This window comes from Erwinia sp. LJJL01 (genome assembly GCF_047300805.2).
GTDB lineage: Bacteria > Pseudomonadota > Gammaproteobacteria > Enterobacterales > Enterobacteriaceae > Erwinia > Erwinia aphidicola.
The window spans coordinates 2,330,019-2,350,737 of the sequence record NZ_CP178576.1 but is presented as its reverse complement, the minus strand read 5'-3'; the positions used below and the strand labels follow the sequence as shown (position 1 = coordinate 2,350,737).

Sequence of the window (20,719 nt, the reverse complement as noted above, 5' to 3'; positions counted from 1 at the left end):
TTTCCCTGCGCAGTAAACGCGGAATATGCTAATATCGCGCACTGTTTCCGCCTGAAAACAATCCGGGATAATAATGAGCGATTTTGAAAACCTGCACGGGATGATTATTTTTGCCAGGGTGGTGGAAACGCTGAGCTATACCGAAGCGGCAAAGACGCTCGGGCTGGCAAAATCCTCGGTGAGTAAAGAGATCTCGGCGCTGGAAGTGCGTCTCGGGGCGAAGCTGCTGCAGCGCACCACGCGGCGCATTCAGGTGACGGAAGTCGGTATGACCTATTATCACTACTGCTACCGCATTCTGCACGAGGTGAAAAGCGCAGACCTGTTTATCCGCCAGTTCCATGAGGAGCCAACCGGCAGCCTGCGCGTCGTGGCCCCGGTCACCTTTGGCTGCCAGTGCATTGTACCGGTGCTTAATAGCTTTGTGGCGGGCAATATCCACGTCAGCATTGACCTCGATCTCACCGACCGCCCGGTGAATCTGGAAGATGACCATTTTGATATCGCCATTGCCATCACCCGCGACCTGCCGGATCACCGCCACTACCGACCGCTGATTGATATTGCCTGGGGACTTTATGCCGCGCCGGGCTATCTCAGTAAGCTGAATGCCATCGCCAGCCCGGACGACCTGCCGCGCCAGGATTTTATTCTGTTCCGCGGCCCCGCCCACACCATTTCATTGCCGTTTCGTAAGGAAAAGCAGAAGAAAGATATTGAGGTGCGCAGCCGTTTTCGCGCCAACAACAGTATCGCCCTGTTAAATTCCGCGGTCGCGCAGACCGGCATTGCTTATTTACCGAGTTATATTGCGCAGGAAGCGGTGGAAAGCGGCAGGCTGGTGCAGATATTACCCGACTGGGAAATGGATATTTATAAATCGTATATTCTGGTGAAGAGTGATAATTTCATTTCGCCACGGGTGAGATTATTTATTGAAGATTTGCAGAAGGCGTTGCAGGAATAAAAGGGGCGATCGAAAAGAAGATCGCCCCCTACAGTAGGGGCTGACCTTCTGTTTCGGTCAGCCCTTTATTCATCTTCGGCAGAAGATTAATAATAGTTGCCGTGACGGTAATCCCAGGTGGTAAAGATATCCGACATCATCGACATAATCTTATCCACGTCCAGACCTTTGCGGATCAGTACCGGGCAAGGGGTAATATTGCGCTCGCCCTTCTGCTCTGGCACCAGTTTGCCATTATCATCAACCATCGCCACCATCACACCCTGCTCATAGCGGGTCTTTTCAGACTCGTTTGGCTGGATAGATTTCACATAGTCGTTGGCAGCGATAATCAGGTCAGCGTGCTGCTCAATGCGCTCACCGATGCCCTCTACCAGGCCACGGTTGCCTTTGCCTGACGGGTTGGCCGAGCTGGCGAAGGAGAATTTACCGTGGTTTTCCCACAGCTCTTTCGCCAGATTTTCGCCCGGGGTACCGAACTTAATCACGAAGCAGCTGGTCTGGCGGCGGTCCATCATCAGATCTTTAGAACCGTCATCCGGGATACGCGCAACCGCTTCTTCTTTCCACGGCAGGATGCAGCCCAGCAGCACGTCTTTGTCCCAGTGCTGCTGATACAGCGCTTCGATTTCCGGGTTCAGCTGCGCCAGCTCTTTCAGCTGCGCCAGAGAACCACACAGCACGACGCCCGGCTTGTTACGGTTACGCTGCTTGGCGTCAAATTTGCGCTCCAGACCTTTGGCATCGGAAGTCATGATGATGTAGCCCACTTTGGTTGGGCAGACGATCATGCCGCCTTCAGCAGACAGGATCTTCACGGCTTCCGGCTGTAAGCCACCATTCCAGTTAACAACTTTATCGTTCATAGCAGACCCTTAATTCAGATTCGTTTCAATTTAAGTGGGTAATCACCCGTTGAAACCATCCTGCCACAGCCAGTTTTCAGCGCAACAATAAACTATCAAAGCGCACGATTGTTTCCATCAGGAAACAACCGTTGCCTCTCAGCGCGGGATCAGCTGCTCGGCTTTCAGGTGATCGAACAGTTCGAAGAACGCTTCACGCGTTGGCTGATAGCCAGTGAACCCGGCCTGACGGCTTTTGCTGACGTCGGTGAACACTTCCATCGGGCGACCGAGATCGGCATCGGTGTGCCACCAGGAGGCCAGCTTAGTCACATCGTCCTGCTTGAGCCCGTGCTGCTGCGCCAGCGCCTGCCACTGGGCAGGGGCGTCGTTCATCCGGCCTTCCAGCGGCTGCACTTCGCCACTGAACGGCGCGGCTTCGATAGCGAAGTAGTCGGCAATTTCGCCCCACATCCACTGCCAGCGGAACACGTCGCCGTTGACCACATTGTAGTCCTGATTCTGCGCCGACGGCGTGGTCGCCGCCCACAGCAGCTGATCGGCCAGCAGCCGTGCGTCGGTCATGTCGCTAACCCCTTCCCACTGCGCTTTCGAGCCAGGGAAGATAAACGGCTGCCCGCTCTGTTTACACAGGCTGGCATACACCGCCAGCGTCTGGCCCATGTTCATCGCGTTGCCGACGGCGAAACCAATCACCGTATGCGGGCGATGCACGCTCCAGCTGAAACCGTATTTCTCTGCGGCGGCAAACACCTCATCTTCCTGCGCGTAGTAGAAGTTTTCGACCGGCTGGCGGCCCTGCTCCTCACGGAACGGCGTCTGCGGCACGGCGCCTTTACCGTAGGCGTCAAACGGGCCAAGGTAGTGTTTCAGACCGGTGATCAGCGCCACATGGCCGCCCTTCAGCGAGTCACCCAGCGCGCTCAGCACGTTACGCACCATGCCGCCGTTGACGCGGATATTCTCTTTTTCAGTTTCCTGGCGCGCCCAGGCGCTGAAGAACACCTTATCCACTACCACGCCCTGTAATGCGGACTGTACGGAAGCGGCATCGGTCAGGTCAGCAGTCAGCGATTGCACGCCTGCAGCGACCGGAGTCCGCCCGCGCGACAGCCCGTAAACCGCCCAGCCCTCAGCCAGCAGACGTTCCGCCAGCGCACTTCCGGTGACGCCACTGACGCCGACAATCAAAGCTCGTTGTTGCATAGGTTCTCTCCTGTTCGGTTGATGGGTTAAGCTTAATAGAGAATATAATTCCCATCTCAGGTATAAATTCACAGGATTAATGAACTGGAGGAATGAATGGCGCTATCTGACGATCGTCTGCGCGGGATAACCCCGTTTGTTGCCACCGTGGAACACGGCAGCTTTACCGCGGCGGCGGAGAGCCTGCATCTGACCAGTTCGGCGGTGAGTAAGAGTGTCGCGCGGCTGGAGGAGCGGCTCGGCTCGCGGCTGTTCGAGCGCACCACCCGCAGCCTGGCGCTGACCGACGCCGGACAGGCATTTTATGATACCTGTACCCGCGTGCTGAACGAACTGGCGGAAGCCGAAGCGGTGCTGGCCGCCCAGCGCACCATCCCGGTCGGGCGCCTGATGCTGACGGTGCCGCACACTTACGGCCGCCTGCACGTGCTGCCGCTGCTCAACCAGTTCTGCCTGCAATACCCTGAGATGCAGCTCAGCCTGTCGTTCTCCGACCGCTTTGTCGATCTGTTTGAGGAAGGGGTGGATGTGGCGATCCGCATCGGCGGGCCGGGCAACTATCCCCCCTCCCTCAGCGTACGTTACCAGGGCTGCGAGCGGCTGATCTTCTGCGCTTCGCCCGCTTACCTGGCTCAGCACGGCACGCCGCAGTCGCTGGCCGAGCTGGAGCAGCACCGGGCGATTGTCTATTACCGCGGCGACGGCAGTACCAGCCCGTGGCACGTCACCTCGCCGGACGGACGGGTCACCACGCGCACCGTGGCGCACCGCATGGCTTTAGGGGATGGCGAAGCGCAGCGCGCAGCGGTAATGGCGGGTTTGGGGGTGGCGCAGATGGCAACGTGGCTGATGGAAGAGCAGTTAGCCAATGGCGAGCTGGTGCCATTCCTGCCGGAGCTGAGCGTGCCGGGTTTACCGCTGTACGTGGTGTGGCCACGTAAAAAGCAGCTGACGCCGAAGGTGGATGCCCTGCTGAACACGCTGGAGAAATTAACAATTGAATAAAGCGAGGCGACCGCAACACGGGCCGCCCCGGGATGATGCATTAACCGTGAAAGCCCAATTCGGCGGAGATGGCTTTGGCGGTCGCCACCACCGGCGCCATCAGTTTTTTCACCCCAATCTGCTGCAGTTTCGCCGTCGGTAACGATACCGATACCGCGAACGGCACCCGCTGCTGAATATCAAACACCGGCGCGGCAATACAGGAAACGCCCAACTCGTTCTCTTCGCGGTCCATCGCCGTCTGCTGCTGACGAATATTTTTCAGCTCGTCCAGCATCTCCGGTAGCGTGGTGATGGTATTTTTCGTTAGCGGCTGGATAGTGTCCTGATGGCTCTGCCAGTACTGCGCGGGATAATCTTCGCTGCCCCAGGCCATAAAAATCTTGCCCATTGCCGAGCAGTAAAGCGGCATATGCTGGCCAATATAGGCGCGGGTCCGCATCATGCCGGTGGTCGGTTCCAGCTTGTAAATCAGGATCACATGGTCATCTTCGCGGCTGGAGAAGTTGACGGTTTCACCGACCTCAAGATTGAGTTTTTCCAGATGCGGCGCCGCAACGTGGATCACGTTCAGCGACGAGAGCGCCTTCTGCCCGACGGAGATAAATTTAGTGGTCAGACGATAACTGCCCGGCGACGGTGCCTGAGTCACATAGCCGCTGCTGTGCAGCCCCTGCAACAGGCGGTGTACCGTACTTTTATTCATTCCGGACAGCTCAGACAGAGTGGCCAGCGGGCAGCCGTTCGGATAGTTGCTTAACAGTTCAATCAACTGAAGGCCACGAAACAGGCTCTGGGTGCCCAGCGGCTTGTCTTTCTTATCGTCCTTCACGCTCATCCACACTTCCCCTTAAGTTCCTGCCCCGCAACGGGGAGTGGCCCGATGTTACCCCATGCACCCTGCACTGTGAACATGGAACCCTGTTTCAGCGCCGTTTTAGGCAGAATTTCACCCGCAGGCGCCCGCTGCAGAAGTGCGCTGTCCATCACAATTCCACAACATCAAAAATAAATCATTGTTTTATCTAAACAAATAAAACACCCGTGCCTTTGCTTTCCGCTGCAACTGAGAATAGTATTTTTGAAACTTGATTTCGCATATTGGAATATTGCGGTGCTTTTTTCCTAACCACGCCGCGTTGAATGCCCACCAGGAGTTGCAGGAGGCTGTCATGCAGCATACACCCGGTACGCCGGTTCTTACTCTGAGCCATATCACCAAACGCTTTGGCGGCAATATCGCTGTTAACGATGTCAGTCTGGAGGTTTTCCCTGGCGAAGTGGTCGCCCTGTTGGGGGAAAACGGTGCCGGAAAGTCCACGCTGATCAAAGTGCTGGCCGGAGTCTATGCCCGCGACAGCGGGGAGATCCGTTTTCAACATACCAGCATCGCTTCTGCCGCCAGTTTAAAAACCGCCCGTCAGCAACCGATCGCCTTTATCCATCAGGATCTCGGGCTGATTGAGTGGATGACCGTGGCGGAGAATATGGCGCTGGTGATGGGATTTACCCGCCGTCTGGGGCTGATTGACTGGCGTGCGGTGCGTGAACGTTCGCGTGCGGCGCTGGAGGAGGTCGGCATCGCACTCGATCCGGACGCCCGCGTATTTGAGCTGTCGCGTACCGAAAAATCCCTGCTGGCGATTGCCCGTGCCGTGGCGGTCAACGCCGAAGTACTGGTGCTGGATGAGCCCACCGCCTCGCTACCCGCCAACGACGTGCGCCACCTGTTCAGCGTGATCAACCATCTGAAAAGTAAGAAGGTCGGGATGATTTACGTCACTCATCGTCTGGATGAGGTGATAGAGATTGCCGATCGCGTCTGCGTAATGCGCGACGGCAAACGGGTGGCGGGCGGGATGACGGCGCAATACACCCTGCGCAATCTGGTGGAAATGATCGTCGGAGAAGCGATCGACGGCGACCGGCGTGAAGCCCTGCCGGCAGGCAAAGATCCGGTACTGGCTCTCGACCAGGTGTGTATTGATGAGGTCGGCCCGGTCTCCTTCAGCCTGCAACCCGGCGAGATGCTGGCGCTGGCCGGTCTGCGCGGTGCCGGGCAGGAGGAGATTGGTCGCCTGCTGTTTGGCCTGCGCCAGCGCAGCGGCGGCAACATTCAGTTCCGGGACAAACGGTATGACGCGCAGTCGCCGCAGCAGGCGATGGCCGCAGGTATCTCTCTGGTGGCAGGCGACCGTACTGGCGAAAGCCTGGTGATGTCGATGAGCGTGCGCGAAAACCTGTTTATTAATCCCTGCGCCAGCGGCCATGCCCTGCTGTCACGCTACGGCCGCCGCGCCGAAATCGGGGCCAGCTGGTGGAAAGTGCAGCTGTTCGATGTCCGTCCGAAAGACGTCAACCTCGACATCAGCGCCCTCTCCGGCGGCAATCAGCAAAAAGTGGTGATGGCGCGCTGGATGCACCTCAATGCCCCGCTGCTGATCCTCGAAGATCCCACCGCTGGCGTCGATGTCGGCGCACGGGAAGAGATCTATCACCTGCTGAATAAAGCGCTGGCCGACGGCGTGGCGGTGCTGGTGATCTCCAACGACTTCGAAGAGATCGCCCATATCTGCAACCGCGCGCTGGTGTTTAACCGTGGTCAGGTGGTGGGTGAACTGAAAAATGAACGCGTCACCTTTGCCAACTTACTCGAACTGGCCTCTGCCAGCCACGAAACCCCTGTCGCCACCGCCTGAATGATTAACGCCACCTCCCAACGGTGGCAGGAGAAGCTGCTATGTCCAAAACATCCGTGAAGTCTACCGCGCTGGAACAGCGGGTCAGCCTCAGCGAGCACGGCCCCGCCGCGTGGCTGATGCAGATCGTCACCCGCTACGGCCTGCTGCTGCTGTGTATTTTGCTCACCCTGCTGTTTTCCTTACTGTCGCCCTCATTTGCCAGCATGCTGACCTTACAGGCGATCCTCGCCAGTAAGGCCAAAATTGCCCTGCTGGCGCTGGCCGCCACCATTCCGATGATTGTTGGCAAAATCGACCTGAACGTCGGCTTTGGTATTGTGCTTTGGCATATCCTCGCCATCACCTTACAGGTGGAATATGGCTTCTCCTGGCAGATGGCGGTGCTGACCGTACTGGCCATCTCCGCCGTTTACGGCTTGCTGAACGGCATTCTGGTGGCGCTGGCCGATATCGATAGCTTCGTGGCTACCCTGGGCTCCGGCACCGTGCTGTACGCCGTGGCGCTGTGGCACTCCGGCGGCCGCCAGATCGTCGGCGATCTGCCTGATGCTTTTACCGCCCTGCATCATACCGAAATCTTCGGTATCCCAATCGGCGCGTTCTACGTACTGGCCGTGGCCATTATCCTGTGGCTGATCACCGAACACACCCCGCTTGGCCGCTGCATGTATGCCGTAGGCGGTAACCCTGCGGCGGCGCGGCTGAACGGTATTGCGGTGAATAAATTTACCATCGGTGCCTTTATCGCCTCCAGCGTGCTGACCGGCTTCAGCGGGGTGCTAATCGCCGCCGAACAGGGCGTTGGTCAGGCCAGCGTCGGCATGGATTACCTGCTGCCTGCGCTGGTGGGTGCATTCCTCGGCAGTACCACCATTCGCCCCGGACGCGTGAATGTCTGGGGCACCGTGGTCGGCATCGCCATCCTGGCAATCGGCATTGCCGGCATCCAGCAGTTCGGCGGCGACTTCTGGGTTGAACCGTTGTTTAACGGCGCCACCCTGCTGCTCTCCATCACCCTCGCCGGTTACGCCCAGCGTCGCCGGATGTTGAATCAAAAGGCCGTGGTGCGCAGTCAAACCGCTCCGGCTACCACTCCTGACAATAACCAGAAAACCCTCACTCCAGGGAGTACCTTATGAAACGTCATCTTCTTGCTCTGACCCTTGGCGCCCTGCTGGCAGGTTCGCTGCCCGCCTGGGCCGACAGCTATCTCGATCGGGCCACGGCGGCGGTCACCAAAGCCACTGCCAGCGTCACAGAGTGGGACGGCCCGACGACCGGCCCGACCCTGCAAAAGAATAAGAAGGTGATTTTTATCGCCTCTGATATGAAAAACGGCGGCGTGCAGGGCGTGCAGCAGGGGCTGAGTGAAGCCGCGGCGGCGGCGGGCTGGAAGCTGGAAACCCTCGACGGTGGCGGCTCGGTGAAAGATCAGCTGGCGGCGCTCAATCAGGCGATCGCCCAGCGCCCTGACGGCATTGTTATTGGCGGCTGGAATCCGAACGTGGCGAAAATTCCGCTGAAAAAAGCGGTTCAGCAAAAAATCGTGCTGATGGCCTGGCACGCCGAACCGCAGCCGGGACCGATTGCCAAATATAACGTGGTCGCCAACATCACCTCAGACTCTAACGAGGTCGCCCGCCTTGCCGCGCAGTATGCGGTGGTGCAGTCCGGTGGCAAGGCGCAGGTGCTGATTTTCACCGATTCGCTGTATCAAATTGCCCTGGATAAGGCCAACGCGATGAAGCAGGAAATTGAGAAATGCAGCGGCTGTAAAGTGGTGGAGTTTATCGATACCCCGCTGGCCGATACCGCCAACCGTATGCCGTCGATGACCTTCAGCCTGCTGCAAAAATACGGCGACAGCTTCCAGTACGCGCTGGCGATCAACGACCTCTACTTTGACTTTATGGCCCCGGCGCTGAAGACCGCCGGCAAAGGCGGCAAAAACGCGCCGTTTAATATCTCCGCCGGGGATGGGTCAATCTCTGCCTTCCAGCGTATTCGCAGCGGCGACAGCCAGATCGGCACGGTGGCCGAGCCGCTGAAACTGCACGGCTGGCAGCTGCTGGATGAGTTTAACCGCGCCTTTGCCGGGCAGCCGCCATCAGGTTACGTCACCCCCGCGCATCTGATCACCCGCGATAATATCGGCAGCGACGGCGGGCCGCAGAACCATTACGACCCGCAGAATGATTATCAGGGGCATTACAAAACTATCTGGGGCGTGAAGTAACGGAGGCGCTATGCAGACCGATAATCTGACGCTGGAAAAACTCTGCTCCCCGGCCATCTGGGCTGAGGGGCCGGTATGGCTGCCCGGCCAGGATGCAGTGGTGTTCAGCGACGTGAAGGGTAACCGCATGTTCTGCTGGCAGCGCAATGGCGAAGTCAGCCTGTGGCGGGCATCGTCGCACTACGCCAACGGCAATGCCCTGGATAATGAGGGCCGGGTGGTGAGCTGCGAGCATGGCCGCCGCGCCATCAGCCGCACCGAGCATGACGGCAGCGTCAGGCTGCTGGTGGAGAAGGTGGACGGCAAGCGTTTCAACTCGCCGAACGACGTCGTGGTGCGATCCGATGGCACGATCTGGTTCACCGATCCGCCTTACGGCATCGTCAGCGACGAGGAGGGCTATCACGCGCACAGCCAGGTGATCGGCTGTTATCTCTACTGCTTCGATCCGATCGAACAGCGGCTGACCATCGCCGCCAGCGATCTGCAACGCCCCAACGGGCTGGCCTTTTCGCCCGATGAAAGCCTGCTGTATGTCGCGGATATGTCGGTGGTTGACTTCCCGACGCTGGGTCGCCGCCAGCTCAGGGTCTATCCGGTAGATGGCCGGGAGCTGGGCAGCGGGCGGCTGTTTGCCGAGGTGGCCCCCGGTTTTCCGGATGGCTTCTGCGTGGATCCGCGCGGCAATCTTTACTGTAGCTGCGCCGACGGGGTGATTATTTTCGACAGCAAAGGCGTGACGCGCGGCAAGATCGCGGTGCCGGAACGGGTGTCAAACTGCACCCTCGGCGGCCCGCAGGGTAATGAGCTGTATATTACCGCCACCACCTCGCTGTACCGGGCGATCGTCGGTTAACGGCCGGGCAAGGCGTGCCACGCCCTGACGGTAAGGGATGGCCGCGATGCGTTTTTTTGTCGGGGTCAGGCATGCCTGACCCGGCTTCCCCACGCCACGACTTCACCCGATGTGTTACCGATCACAGAACCCAATACTATTTTTATCTCACTGTTTTATAAAGACAAAATCACAGCTCATTTCTTTGACTTGTCCTCGTCAGGCGCATAGGATTTATTTGGAACGACATTCCATATATTGAAATAAAGCCATCTCCGGGGAGAAACAGCAGTATGAGAATCAGCTATCAGCAGTTGAAACAGGAGTTTCTGCGGGTGTTACTGGCGCGCGGTGTGCCAGCAGAGAAAGCCGAAAGCTGTGCCACCCTGTTCGCTGACACCAGCGAGAGCGGCGTTTACTCCCACGGGGTGAATCGTTTTCCCCGCTTTATCCAGCAGCTGGACGCCGGGCATATCGTGCCGCAGGCAGAAGCCGAAAAGATCCTCTCGCTGGGGGCGATCGAACAGTGGGATGCGCACCGTGCGATAGGCAATCTTACCGCCCGCAGCATGATGGATCGCGCCATTGAACTGGCCGACGGCCACGGGATCGGTCTGGTGGCGCTGCGTAATGCCAACCACTGGATGCGCGGCGGCAGCTACGGCTGGCAGGCAGCAGAAAAAGGCTATATCGGCGTCTGCTGGACCAACTCCATTGCGGTTATGCCGCCGTGGGGGGCCAAAAGCTGCGCCATCGGCACCAACCCGCTAATCGTTGCCGTGCCGGGCGAACCGATCACCATGGTCGATATGTCGATGTCGATGTTCTCCTACGGCATGCTGGAAGTGAACCGCCTGGCGGGCAAAACCCTGCCGGTCGACGGCGGTTTTGACAATGACGGCCAATACACTCGCGATCCCGCCACGATAGAAGAAAATCGCCGCATTTTGCCCATGGGCTACTGGAAAGGTTCCGCGCTCTCAATCGTGCTGGATATGGTCGCCACCCTGCTCTCTGACGGGGCCTCCGTTACCGAAGTGACCGAGGATAACGGCGACGAATTTGGCATCTCCCAGGTCTTTATCGCCATCGATGTCGATCGCCTGATCGACGGCGCCACCCGCGACAGCAAGCTGGCGCGCATCCGCGAATCGATTACCGGTGCCGAGCGCGCCGACCAGCAGGCGATCCGCCTGCCGGGCCACAAGTTCCCCGGTATTCGCGCTGAAAACCAGCGCCTCGGCATTCCGGTGGATGAACGCGTCTGGGCACGCATCCAGGCACTGTAACGGGAGTACACCGCATGATTTTTGGCCATATCAACCACACCGATGCCCGTCACTATCCGCCTGCGATTGCGCGCGCCATCGACTATTTAGCCCGCCACGATCTGGCCACGATGGCCGCCGGGCGTTACCAGGACAGCCAAACCGGCTGGCAGGTGCAGGTGCTTGACCTGCAAACCGCCCCGCACGGCGACAACTACCCGGAGGCGCACCGGCACTTTATCGATGTGCAGTACCTGGTCTGCGGCAATGAGCTGATGGGCGTCTCCACCGGGGGAGCGGAACCGGCGATCCACCAGCCGTATGATGACGTACGCGACATCATCTTTTACCAGGATGCCGCCAATGAAACCCTGCTGCGGATGCGGCCGGGAAACTTCGCGGTGTTCTTCCCGCAGGATATTCACCGCCCAAACTGCGCGCTGCATGCCCCTGAGGCGATCCGCAAGGTGGTGGTAAAGATCCCTGTGGCCGATCTCGCTGACTAAAAGAGGATCGCTATGAGCCTGACGTCTACCACCCTCGCCCGCGAAGGGATCCCGTCTCTGCGCTGGCTGCGGATCATTCCGCCGATCCTGATCACCTGCATTATTTCCTATATGGATCGGGTCAATATCGCCTTTGCCATGCCGGGCGGGATGGATGCCGATCTCGGCATCAGCGCCTCAATGGCCGGACTGGCCGGGGGCATCTTCTTTATCGGTTATCTGTTCTTACAGGTGCCGGGGGGCAAGCTGGCGGTCTACGGCAACGGTAAACGCTTTATCGGCTGGTCACTGCTGGCCTGGGCGGTAATCTCCCTGCTGACCGGCCTCGCCAGCAATCAGTATCAGCTGCTGGCGCTGCGTTTTGCGCTGGGGGTTTCCGAAGGCGGGATGTTACCGGTGGTGCTGACGATGATCGGTAACTGGTTCCCCGATGCCGAGCGCGGCCGCGCCAACGCCATTGTGATCATGTTTGTGCCGATCGCCGGGATCCTCACCGCCCCGCTCTCCGGCTGGATCATTACCGCCTGGGACTGGCGCATGCTGTTCTTCGTTGAGGGTGTGCTGTCGCTGTTTGTCATGGCGCTGTGGCATTTCACCATCAGCAACCGCCCGCAGGAGGCGAAGTGGATCTCCGCGGCGGAAAAACAGTATCTGATCAAAACCCTGCACGACGAGCAGCTGCTGATCAAAGGCAAAAACAGCCGTAAAGCCTCACTGCGTCAGGTGATGCGTGAGCCGGTGATGTGGCGGCTGATCCTGGTGAACTTCTTCTATCAGACCGGGATCTACGGCTACACCCTGTGGCTACCCACCATTCTCAAAGGGCTGACCCACGGCAATCTGGAGCAGGTCGGCATGTTGGCGATCCTGCCCTATGTCTGCGCGATTTTCGGCATGTTCCTGTTCTCCGCGCTGTCGGATGCCACCGGACGCCGCAAGCTGTTCGTCGCCCTGCCGCTGGCCGGTTTTGCCCTGTGTATGGCGCTGTCGGTAGTGCTGAAAGCGCATATCTGGTGGTCTTACGCAGCGCTGGTTGGCTGCGGTTTCTTTATCCAGTCAGCGGCTGGGGTGTTCTGGAGCATTCCTCCACGCCTGTTTAATGCCGAAGTGGCCGGCGGTGCGCGCGGGGTGATTAACGCCCTGGGCAACCTCGGTGGCTTCTGCGGCCCCTATATGGTCGGGGTGTTAATCGTGGCGTACAGCAAAGATGCCGGGGTCTACAGCCTGGCGATCGCGCTGGCGATTGCCTCACTGCTGGCGTTAACGCTGCCAGCCCGCTGCGATGCGCAGCACCGGGAGGCCGCATGAATTACTGGTTAGGGCTGGACTGCGGCGGCACCTTTATTAAGGCCGGGCTGTATGACGCACAGGGCCGCGAACAGGCAGTGTCACGCCAGACGCTGCCGGTGCAGGTGCCGCAGCCGGGCTGGGCCGAGCGCGATATGCCGCTGCTGTGGCAGCAGGCCGCACGGGTCATCGCAGAGGTGCTGAAACGCAGCGGGCTGGATGCCGCACAGATTGCCGGCGTCGGCATTTCGGCGCAGGGCAAAGGGCTGTTTCTGCTGGATAAACAGCAGCAGCCGCTGGGTAACGGCATTCTCTCCTCCGACCGCCGGGCGCTGGCGCTGGTGCAGCAGTGGCAGCGTGACGGCATGCCGCAGACGCTATATCCGCTCACCCGACAGACGTTATGGACCGGACATCCGGTGTCACTGCTGCGCTGGCTGAAGGAGCATCAACCGCAGCGCTACGCGGCGATCGGCAGCGTGCTGATGGCCCATGACTATCTGCGCTACTGCCTGACCGGAGAGCTGGCCTGCGAAGAGACCAATATCTCCGAATCCAACCTGTACGACATGCAGCAGGGCGGCTGGTCCGCCGCGCTGGCAGAAACTCTCGGCATCGGCGATATTCTGCCTGCCCTGCCGCCGATTGTCGGGCCAACGGACATGGCGGGCTATGTCAGCGCTGAAGCGGCCGCCCTGTGCGGACTGCGCGCGGGCACGCCGGTGGTCGGTGGGCTGTTCGACGTGGTCTCTACCGCGCTGTGCGCCGGGCTGCATGACGATACCCGACTGAACGCCGTCATGGGCACCTGGTCGGTGACCAGCGGGATTACCGATCGCATCAGCGACGAAGCCGACTATCCGTTTGTTTACGGCCGCTATGCCATTGACGGCCAGTACATTATTCACGAAGCCAGCCCGACCTCGGCCGCCAATCTGGAGTGGTTTTGCCAGCAGTGGGGCATCGATGACTACGACCTGCTTAATCAGTGGGTGGCGGAACTACCGCCAGCCGCGAGTTCCCTGCTGTTCCTGCCGTTCCTCTACGGCTGCAACGCCGGGGCTGACCTGCACGCCAGCTTCTTCGGTATGCAGGCGGGCCACCAGCGCGGCCATCTGGTGCAGGCGATCTACGAAGGCGTGGTGTTCTCCCACCTCACCCACCTCAATCGCATTCTGACACGCTTCCCGCAGGTCAAGGCCTTGCGCCTGAGCGGGGGATCGACGCGTTCAGCGGTATGGATGCAAATGTTTGCCGACGCCAGCGGCCTGCCGGTGGAGATCCCGCAGATCGAAGAGAGCGGCTGCCTGGGCGCAGCGCTGGCGGCAATGACCGGAACCGGGGCGTATGTCTCGCTGCAACAGGCACAGCAGGCGCTGGTACCCGAAATGGTCAGCTACCAGCCCGATAGCGAGCGTCATGCCCTGTATCAGAAAAAATATCAACGTTATCAGCAACTACTGGCGGCGCTGATCGCCACACAAGGAGTCACATCATGAGCCGTTCCCGGGTTCCCCAGCTTCAGCTGGCCCTCGACCACACCCGGCTGGATGCCGCGCTGGAGACGGCACAGCGCCTGCATCAGCAGGTCGATATTGTCGAAGCCGGCACCATTCTGTGCTTCAGCGCCGGGATAGACGCGGTGCGCCAGCTGCGTCAGCAGCTGCCCGCGAAAACCCTGGTGGCCGATTTTAAAGTGGCGGATGCCGGGGCGACGCTGGCGACGCTGGCGTTTGAAGCCGGCGCCAACTGGATGACGGTGATCTGCGCAGCCCCGCTGGCGACCTTTGCCAGCGCGCTGGAGGTGGCCCACCAGCATCAGGGCGACATTCAGATTGAGCTGTTCGGCCACTGGACGCTGGCTGATGCTAAGCGCTGGCGCGAGCTGGGGCTGACGCAGGCCATTTACCATCGTGGACGCGATGCCCAGGCCAGCGGCCAGCAGTGGAGCCAGCAGGATCTGGACGCGATGAAAGCCCTGTCCGATCTGGGCTTTGCCCTGTCGGTCACCGGCGGCATTACCCCGGACGAACTGCCGCAGTTTAAAAACATCGACGTGAAGGCGTTTATCGTCGGGCGGGCGCTGAGCGAAAGCGCCGACGGGCGGGCGACCGCCGCCGACTTCCATCAGGCCATTGCCAGCATCTGGGGACAATAATCATGCGCCAACATCCGCTGGGAATTTATGAAAAAGCCCTGCCGCCTCACCTGAGCTGGCCGGAACGTCTGGCGCTGGCAAAAGCCTGCGGTTTCGACTTTGTCGAGATGTCGGTGGACGAAACCGATCTGCGGCTGTCGCGCCTGCAGTGGAGCAAAGAGCAGCGCCTCTCGCTGGTCAACGCAATGATGGAAACCGGCGTGACCATCCCGTCGATGTGCCTCTCGGGCCACCGCCGCTTCCCGTTTGGCAGTCACGACCCGGAGATACGCCAGCAGGCCTATAGCCTGATGGAGCAGGCGATCCAGCTGGCAAAGGACGTTGGCATCCGCACCATCCAGCTGGCGGGCTACGACGTTTACTACGAAGCGCATGACGAGGGGACGGTGGCGCGCTTCGCTGAAGGGCTGGCGTGGGCGGTGGATCGCGCCGCAGCCGCGCAGGTGATGCTGGCCGTCGAGATTATGGATACCGAATTTATCAACGCCATCAGCAAGTGGAAACACTGGGATAAGCAGCAGGCCTCGCCGTGGTTCACCGTCTATCCCGACGTCGGCAATCTGACCGCCTGGGGCAATGACGTCGCCGCCGAGCTGGCGCTGGGCATTGATCGCATCGCCGCTATCCACCTCAAAGATACGCAGCCCGTCACCGCCAGCTCGCCGGGGCAGTTTCGTGACGTGCCGTTTGGCGCAGGCTGCGTCGATTTTGTTGGCGTGTTCCGCACGCTGAAACAGCTGAACTATCGTGGCGCGTTTCTGATTGAGATGTGGACAGAAAAAGCCGAGGAGCCGGTGGCCGAGATTGTGCAGGCGCGGCGCTGGATTGAACAGAAAATGCAGGAAGGAGGCTTACAATGAGTTTATCAACGCTGAAACAGCAGGTTTTCGCGGCCAATCTGGCCCTGCCGCGCCACCGTCTGGTGACCTTCACCTGGGGCAACGTCAGCGCCATTGACCGCAACAGCGGGCTGGTGGCGATCAAACCCTCCGGCGTGGAGTATGACGTTATGACCGTTGACGATATCGTGGTGGTGGAGCTGGAGAGCGGCCGCACCGTGGAGGGCAGCAAAAAGCCCTCTTCTGATACCGCGACCCATCTGGCGCTGTATCGTGCGTTTAACGATATCGGCGGCATTGTTCATACCCATTCGCGCCACGCCACCATCTGGGCGCAGGCCGGGCTGGATCTCCCCGCCTGGGGCACCACCCACGCCGACTATTTCTACGGCACCATTCCCTGCACCCGTTCTGATGACAGCGCAGGAGATCGCGGAGAATTACGAACACAACACCGGCGAGGTGATTATTGATACCTTCCAGTCACGCGGCATCAGCCCGACGGCGATCCCGGCGGTGCTGGTCAACGCCCACGGCCCGTTTGCCTGGGGCAGCAGCGCGGAGAATGCGGTGCATAACGCGGTGGTACTGGAGGAGATTGCCTATATGGGGATTTTCTCGCGCCAGCTGACGCCGGGGATGCGCGATATGCAGCAGGTGCTGCTGGATAAGCATTATCTGCGTAAACATGGGGCGGGGGCGTATTACGGGCAATAGAGTGCCCATTGGCGGGCGGACCGAAACAGAAGGTCCGCCCCTACAACGGCCGGGTTTTCCGAACCGGAAATGCCCACGAACCGTAGGGGTCGATCATCTTTTCCGATCGACCCGCAAGGCCAGCTCAACGTTATGGCGTCAACTTCTCCACATCAACATTGCCCTGCTGATTGACCACCGTTTCATCCTTGCGCACTTTCGCCACGTCGCTGGCTGATACCGCAGACTTCGCGGTATTGCCCCAGCTGGTGCGGATAAAGTTCACCACGTCTGCGACCTGCTGGTCGTTCAGGCGCCAGCCGAAGGCCGGCATGGTGATGGTGGTTGGTGCATCCTTGACGCCCGGCAGCTGTGCGCCGCTCAGCACAATATGAATCAGCGAAGTCGGATCTTCCGCCAGCACCACCGGATTACCGCGCAGCTCCGGGAAGAAGCGCTGGTAGCCGCTGCCGTCGGTTTTATGGCAGGCCGCGCAGCTGTCAACGTAGACTGATGCGCCAGTTTTGCTGTCGTCGCCCTTCCACAGCGCTTTCGCCACTGCATCATCCGGCGTGAAGCCCACCTGGTTGGGATCTTTAGCCCCCAGCGATTTCAGGTAGCGTGCAATCGCGGTCGCATCTTCCGGCGTCAGGTGCTGCAGGCTGTGCTGTACCACATCGGTCATACCGCCAAATACCGCGGTGCGATCGTTACGGCCCATGCGCAGGAACTGCACCAGGTCATCTTCACTCCAGCGGCCCAGCCCGTCGCGGCCATCACCGCGCAGATTGCTCGCGGTCCAGCCGTCGATGGGCGCGCTGCTGCCGGAGAGGTAATCACTGCCTTCCTCGTTGTTCAGCGCTTTTTCCTGCATGGTGATGCTGCGCGGCGTATGGCAGGCGCCGCAGTGGCCAAGGCCCTCAACCAGATACTGGCCGCGCGCCAGCACCGGATCCTGCCCTTTGATCGGCTGGAAGGCCTTGACGTCCGGCGCAAATACGCCGCGCCAGATCGCCAGCGGCCAGCGCATCGACAGCGGCCACGGAATGTCGCTCTCTTTGTTCGCCTGGTTCACCGGCTTAACGCCGTGCATAAAGTAGGTGTAAAGCGCCTGCATATCCTCGTCGCTGACCACCGCGTAGGACGGGTAAGGCATCGCCGGGTAGAGCGTGTCGCCGTTTTTCGCCACGCCGTGACGCACCGCTTTCTGGAAGTCGTCATAGCTGTAGCCGCCAATCCCGCTCTGCTTGTCCGGGGTAATATTGGTGGAGTAAATGGTGCCGATAGGCGTTGCCATCGGCAGGCCACCGGCAAATGCTTCGCCGCCCGCTTTGGTGTGGCAGGCCACGCAGTCCCCGGCGCGCGCCAGATACTCACCGCGCTGAATTTCAGCCGCCGCGCTATCCTCTGCCAGCGCGTTAAACGCCAGCATGCCCGGCAGCAGGGCAATAAGAAGTAACTTTTTCATCTGCTTATCCTTATGCCTGCACCAGTGGGCCCGGGTTTTTCAGGTACTGTTCACGAATCGCCTTCGCCGACCAGTAGGTCAGCGCCGCCACCATACCGGTCGGGTTGTAGCCCAGCCCCTGCGGGAAAGCGGAGGCGCCCGGCACAAAGACGTTCGGCACGTCCCAGCTCTGCAGATAACGGTTAATCGCGCTGGTTTTTGGATCTTCACCCATGATCGCGCCGCCGTTCATATGCGTGGTCTGATAGACGGTGGTGTCGAAGTGCGCGCCCGGCATTTTTGGCGCACCGCTGATCAATTTCGGGTTCATCGCCTCGGCAATCTTGTGCATGCGACCGTGCATAAACTGCGACATTTTGATGTCGTTTTCCTGCCAGTCGAAGGTCATACGCAGCAGCGGCTGGCCGTGGATATCCTTGTAGTTGGGATCGAGGTCGAGGTAGTTATTGCGGTACGACTGATGCGCGCCGTGGGCATCCATCGACACGTGGTGGGTGTAGTGATCGGCCACCGCCGCTTTCCACTTGCTGCCCCAGTTCGGCGTGCCCGGAGGGGTAGGCAGGCCGGAGATCGGCTTGACCCCCGCCTGGTTCACCCACATCGGCGAACCGCCAACGAAGCCATACTGCGCGTGGTCGAAGTTGTCGCCGTTGAAGTCATCCACCCCAACGCCCGCGCCGCCTGCACCGATAAAGTTATTGGTGAACACGTCTTTATCGAAGAACGCTTTGATGGTGGAGATGTTCTGATAGGCGAAGTTGCGCCCGACGGTGCCTTCGTTCGTCACCGGATCGTACGGCTTGCCGATGCCGGACAGCAGCATCAGATGCACGTTGTGGAACTGGAACGCGGAGAGGATCACCAGGTCAGCAGGCTGTTCGTTTTCACGCCCCAGTGCATCAACATAGGTGACGCCAGTCGCGTGCTTCTTGTCGTCCGTCAGGTTAACGCGCAGGACGTAAGCGTTATTGCGCAGCTCGAACTTCGACTCCTGGCGCAGTGCAGGCAGGATGTTGACGTTCGGCGAGGCTTTGGAATACATATAGCAGGCATAGCCGCTGCAGTAGCCGCAGAAGTTGCACGGCCCCATCTGCGCACCGTAGGTGTTGGTATACGGGCCGGAGGTATTGGCAGAAGGCAGGTCGTACGGATGGTAGCCAATGCTTTCCGCCGCCTGGGCAAACAGCTGCGCCGAGTAAGTGCGCTTCTGCGCGGGCAGCGGGAACGGGCTGGAGCGGTCCGGGGCAAACGGGTTGCCTTTGCCGCCCTGACCGACCACTTTACCCTTTACGCTCCAGGCTGAACCGGAAGTGCCGAACACCTTCTCGGCCTGGTCGAAATAGGGTTCCAGCTCGTCGTAAGTGACGCCGAAGTCCTGGATGGTCATCCCTTCCGGGATAAAGTTTTTGCCGTAGCGCTCTTCATAATGGCTGCGCATGCGCAGTTCCATCGGGTCGACGCGGAAATGCACGCCGGACCAGTGCAGGCCCGCGCCGCCGGTGCCGGTACCGGGCAGGAATGCCGCCAGCTGACGATACGGCTGCGCGGTCTGCGCGGAGTTATGACGGATGGTCACGGTGCTTTTTGACAGATCCTGGAACAGCTTTTTACGAATGTTATAGGTCAGTTCGTCAATCACCTGCGGATACGCACCGTCAGGATAGGTATCGCGATGCGGGCCGCGCTCCAGCGCCACCACGTTAAGACCGGCTTCGGTCAGCTCTTTGGCCATAATCGCCCCGGCCCAGCCGAAACCGACGATTACCGCATCGACTTTCTTCTGTACGTTTGCCATGGTTATGCTCTTTCCCCACGAATTGACACCGGCGGCAGCGGGTACTGCTCGCCGCGCTCCACCCAGTCCATAAAATCAGCGCGCGCGCCGGGGAAGTTAATCAGCTGCCAGCCGACCAGCCCCTGGTTGCCGCCGTGGATCGGGTCGCTGAAGAACCCTTCGCGGGTGTTCTGCAGCAGGAAGGAGAAAAAGGTTTTGGCAGGGAGCTGTTTCAGCTCCACGCTGCCCGCTTCCAGCGCCTGTAACAGCGCATCCTGCTGCTCGCCGCTTAGCGCAGCAAACACCTTGCCATGCTGCTGTTTTGCCAGCGCATCGGCATCGGCCAGGCCAAGGCGATAGATATCACGCGGGGTCAATGGCAGCTGGTAGCCCAGCGCTTTATCGGCATCCGGGTGGAACGGCCCCTGCATGTACCAGTTGGCGCCGGTGGCATACGGGGTGTTCATCTGGCGGTCGATATACTCGGGCACGCCCGCTTCCAGCGCGCCAGGGCCGCGTTCATCGGCCGGGATCAGGCGCGCAACGGCGGCCTGCAGAAAGGCATACTCTTCGGGGGTAAACCACGTTGGCTGGTACTCGCGCGCCTGCTGTGGCCCGGTTTTAGCGGCCTCTTTCGCCACGGCGGGCGCAGCGGCGGCCAGTGAACCCAGCCCTGCGGAGCCAATCGCCATCGCCGGGGCGAGGGTGATAGTTTTCAGCAGAAAGTCTCTGCGCGTGCTTCCGTTTTTTTGCTCTGACATGACATTGCCTTCTCGAACCAGCACAGGGTGCTGATTAAAATGGGGGGTCGCTTTTTTAATGACAAAAAGTTTAGTGACACAATTTTAATGACACAAAGTGTAGGGACAATAGTGAGTCGCCGCCTGCTTTTTTACCAGGTCGGTA

At 59.9% G+C, this 20,719-nt stretch carries 18 protein-coding genes and 1 pseudogene; 13 read left to right on the top strand and 6 right to left on the bottom strand.

All coding sequences use genetic code 11. The annotated features are described in order from the left end of the window. Window positions 1-73 precede the first annotated feature (73 nt). On the top strand, window positions 74-967 hold the full coding sequence (locus ACLI4M_RS11675) for a LysR family transcriptional regulator (RefSeq protein ID WP_133624939.1): 894 nt from the start codon (window positions 74-76) through the stop codon (window positions 965-967). An 86-nt stretch (window positions 968-1,053) separates the two neighbouring features. On the opposite strand, the gene ACLI4M_RS11670 is transcribed toward ACLI4M_RS11675, so the two are convergent. Next, window positions 1,054-1,833, bottom strand: a complete 780-nt coding sequence (locus ACLI4M_RS11670; protein WP_048917503.1) for an L-threonylcarbamoyladenylate synthase — start codon at window positions 1,831-1,833, stop codon at window positions 1,054-1,056. 138 nt (window positions 1,834-1,971) lie between these two features. Beyond that, a complete protein-coding gene (locus ACLI4M_RS11665) occupies window positions 1,972-3,039 on the bottom strand; it encodes an SDR family oxidoreductase (RefSeq protein ID WP_133624940.1) in 1,068 nt (355 codons plus the stop codon). Between the two features lie 96 nt (window positions 3,040-3,135). On the opposite strand from ACLI4M_RS11665, the gene ACLI4M_RS11660 reads away from it, so the two are divergent. Continuing rightward, on the top strand, window positions 3,136-4,044 hold the full coding sequence (locus ACLI4M_RS11660) for a LysR family transcriptional regulator (RefSeq protein WP_133624941.1): 909 nt from the start codon (window positions 3,136-3,138) through the stop codon (window positions 4,042-4,044). A gap of 40 nt (window positions 4,045-4,084) precedes the next feature. Here ACLI4M_RS11660 and ACLI4M_RS11655 read toward each other — a convergent pair whose 3' ends face one another. Then, on the bottom strand, window positions 4,085-4,882 hold the full coding sequence (locus tag ACLI4M_RS11655) for an IclR family transcriptional regulator (protein ID WP_048917509.1): 798 nt from the start codon (window positions 4,880-4,882) through the stop codon (window positions 4,085-4,087). A gap of 334 nt (window positions 4,883-5,216) precedes the next feature. On the opposite strand from ACLI4M_RS11655, the gene ACLI4M_RS11650 reads away from it, so the two are divergent. The 11 genes and pseudogenes from ACLI4M_RS11650 to araD all read left to right on the top strand — a co-directional run bounded on the left by ACLI4M_RS11650 (window position 5,217) and on the right by araD (window position 16,592). Continuing rightward, window positions 5,217-6,743 (top strand): sugar ABC transporter ATP-binding protein, encoded by a 1,527-nt coding sequence (locus ACLI4M_RS11650; protein ID WP_133624942.1) that lies wholly within the window; start codon window positions 5,217-5,219, stop codon window positions 6,741-6,743. Window positions 6,744-6,784: 41 nt separating this feature from the next. Beyond that, window positions 6,785-7,885 (top strand): ABC transporter permease, encoded by a 1,101-nt coding sequence (locus ACLI4M_RS11645; RefSeq protein ID WP_133624943.1) that lies wholly within the window; start codon window positions 6,785-6,787, stop codon window positions 7,883-7,885. Beyond that, complete coding sequence (locus ACLI4M_RS11640; protein WP_133624944.1) at window positions 7,882-8,982, top strand: ABC transporter substrate-binding protein; 1,101 nt, start codon at window positions 7,882-7,884, stop codon at window positions 8,980-8,982. Before ACLI4M_RS11645 ends, ACLI4M_RS11640 begins: the two co-directional genes overlap by 4 nt. A 10-nt stretch (window positions 8,983-8,992) precedes the next feature. Next, window positions 8,993-9,838: an SMP-30/gluconolactonase/LRE family protein gene (locus tag ACLI4M_RS11635; RefSeq protein ID WP_133624945.1), complete on the top strand. Its 846-nt coding sequence runs from the start codon at window positions 8,993-8,995 to the stop codon at window positions 9,836-9,838. Between the two features lie 272 nt (window positions 9,839-10,110). Continuing rightward, window positions 10,111-11,106 carry a 3-dehydro-L-gulonate 2-dehydrogenase gene (gene yiaK, locus ACLI4M_RS11630; RefSeq protein ID WP_133624946.1) on the top strand — a complete coding sequence of 332 codons (996 nt, stop codon included), beginning with the start codon at window positions 10,111-10,113 and terminating at the stop codon, window positions 11,104-11,106. A gap of 14 nt (window positions 11,107-11,120) precedes the next feature. Beyond that, window positions 11,121-11,591, top strand: coding sequence for a YhcH/YjgK/YiaL family protein (locus ACLI4M_RS11625; RefSeq protein WP_133624947.1), 471 nt, complete (start codon window positions 11,121-11,123; stop codon window positions 11,589-11,591). Between the two features lie 12 nt (window positions 11,592-11,603). After that, a complete protein-coding gene (locus ACLI4M_RS11620) occupies window positions 11,604-12,899 on the top strand; it encodes an MFS transporter (RefSeq protein ID WP_133624948.1) in 1,296 nt (431 codons plus the stop codon). Continuing rightward, a complete protein-coding gene (locus tag ACLI4M_RS11615) occupies window positions 12,896-14,377 on the top strand; it encodes an FGGY-family carbohydrate kinase (protein ID WP_133624949.1) in 1,482 nt (493 codons plus the stop codon). Before ACLI4M_RS11620 ends, ACLI4M_RS11615 begins: the two co-directional genes overlap by 4 nt. Continuing rightward, window positions 14,374-15,036 (top strand): 3-keto-L-gulonate-6-phosphate decarboxylase UlaD, encoded by a 663-nt coding sequence (gene ulaD, locus ACLI4M_RS11610; protein WP_133624950.1) that lies wholly within the window; start codon window positions 14,374-14,376, stop codon window positions 15,034-15,036. The genes ACLI4M_RS11615 and ulaD overlap by 4 nt, the downstream gene beginning before the upstream one ends. A 2-nt stretch (window positions 15,037-15,038) precedes the next feature. After that, window positions 15,039-15,896 carry an L-ribulose-5-phosphate 3-epimerase gene (locus ACLI4M_RS11605; protein WP_133624951.1) on the top strand — a complete coding sequence of 286 codons (858 nt, stop codon included), beginning with the start codon at window positions 15,039-15,041 and terminating at the stop codon, window positions 15,894-15,896. Beyond that, window positions 15,893-16,592 (top strand): annotated as a pseudogene (araD, locus tag ACLI4M_RS11600) (L-ribulose-5-phosphate 4-epimerase). Before ACLI4M_RS11605 ends, araD begins: the two are co-directional and overlap by 4 nt. A gap of 130 nt (window positions 16,593-16,722) precedes the next feature. Here the strand turns inward: araD and ACLI4M_RS11595 are convergent. From ACLI4M_RS11595 to ACLI4M_RS11585, 3 genes are read right to left on the bottom strand one after another with little or no spacing between them, the layout of a single operon-like run. Further along, complete coding sequence (locus ACLI4M_RS11595) at window positions 16,723-18,039, bottom strand: c-type cytochrome (protein WP_133624953.1); 1,317 nt, start codon at window positions 18,037-18,039, stop codon at window positions 16,723-16,725. A 10-nt stretch (window positions 18,040-18,049) separates the two neighbouring features. Further along, the gene (locus ACLI4M_RS11590; RefSeq protein ID WP_048917521.1) at window positions 18,050-19,834 is read right to left on the bottom strand and encodes a GMC family oxidoreductase; all 1,785 of its coding nucleotides are present in this window, start codon (window positions 19,832-19,834) and stop codon (window positions 18,050-18,052) included. Between the two features lie 2 nt (window positions 19,835-19,836). Then, window positions 19,837-20,574 (bottom strand): gluconate 2-dehydrogenase subunit 3 family protein, encoded by a 738-nt coding sequence (locus tag ACLI4M_RS11585; RefSeq protein WP_133624954.1) that lies wholly within the window; start codon window positions 20,572-20,574, stop codon window positions 19,837-19,839. Between the last annotated feature and the right edge of the window lie 145 nt (window positions 20,575-20,719).

Excerpts from the sequence above, each read along its gene's own strand:
- ACLI4M_RS11595 (WP_133624953.1), bottom strand. The coding sequence starts at position 18,039 with ATGAAAAAGTTACTTCTTATTGCCCTGCTGCCGGGCATGCTGGCGTTT.
- ACLI4M_RS11675 (WP_133624939.1), top strand. The coding sequence starts at position 74 with ATGAGCGATTTTGAAAACCTGCACGGGATGATTATTTTTGCCAGGGTG.
- ACLI4M_RS11635 (WP_133624945.1), top strand. The coding sequence starts at position 8,993 with ATGCAGACCGATAATCTGACGCTGGAAAAACTCTGCTCCCCGGCCATC.
- yiaK (WP_133624946.1), top strand. The coding sequence starts at position 10,111 with ATGAGAATCAGCTATCAGCAGTTGAAACAGGAGTTTCTGCGGGTGTTA.
- ACLI4M_RS11665 (WP_133624940.1), bottom strand. The coding sequence starts at position 3,039 with ATGCAACAACGAGCTTTGATTGTCGGCGTCAGTGGCGTCACCGGAAGT.
- ACLI4M_RS11640 (WP_133624944.1), top strand. The coding sequence starts at position 7,882 with ATGAAACGTCATCTTCTTGCTCTGACCCTTGGCGCCCTGCTGGCAGGT.
- ACLI4M_RS11585 (WP_133624954.1), bottom strand. The coding sequence starts at position 20,574 with ATGTCAGAGCAAAAAAACGGAAGCACGCGCAGAGACTTTCTGCTGAAA.
- ulaD (WP_133624950.1), top strand. The coding sequence starts at position 14,374 with ATGAGCCGTTCCCGGGTTCCCCAGCTTCAGCTGGCCCTCGACCACACC.
- ACLI4M_RS11650 (WP_133624942.1), top strand. The coding sequence starts at position 5,217 with ATGCAGCATACACCCGGTACGCCGGTTCTTACTCTGAGCCATATCACC.
- ACLI4M_RS11590 (WP_048917521.1), bottom strand. The coding sequence starts at position 19,834 with ATGGCAAACGTACAGAAGAAAGTCGATGCGGTAATCGTCGGTTTCGGC.
- ACLI4M_RS11625 (WP_133624947.1), top strand. The coding sequence starts at position 11,121 with ATGATTTTTGGCCATATCAACCACACCGATGCCCGTCACTATCCGCCT.
- ACLI4M_RS11620 (WP_133624948.1), top strand. The coding sequence starts at position 11,604 with ATGAGCCTGACGTCTACCACCCTCGCCCGCGAAGGGATCCCGTCTCTG.
- ACLI4M_RS11670 (WP_048917503.1), bottom strand. The coding sequence starts at position 1,833 with ATGAACGATAAAGTTGTTAACTGGAATGGTGGCTTACAGCCGGAAGCC.
- ACLI4M_RS11660 (WP_133624941.1), top strand. The coding sequence starts at position 3,136 with ATGGCGCTATCTGACGATCGTCTGCGCGGGATAACCCCGTTTGTTGCC.
- ACLI4M_RS11645 (WP_133624943.1), top strand. The coding sequence starts at position 6,785 with ATGTCCAAAACATCCGTGAAGTCTACCGCGCTGGAACAGCGGGTCAGC.
- ACLI4M_RS11605 (WP_133624951.1), top strand. The coding sequence starts at position 15,039 with ATGCGCCAACATCCGCTGGGAATTTATGAAAAAGCCCTGCCGCCTCAC.
- ACLI4M_RS11655 (WP_048917509.1), bottom strand. The coding sequence starts at position 4,882 with ATGAGCGTGAAGGACGATAAGAAAGACAAGCCGCTGGGCACCCAGAGC.
- ACLI4M_RS11615 (WP_133624949.1), top strand. The coding sequence starts at position 12,896 with ATGAATTACTGGTTAGGGCTGGACTGCGGCGGCACCTTTATTAAGGCC.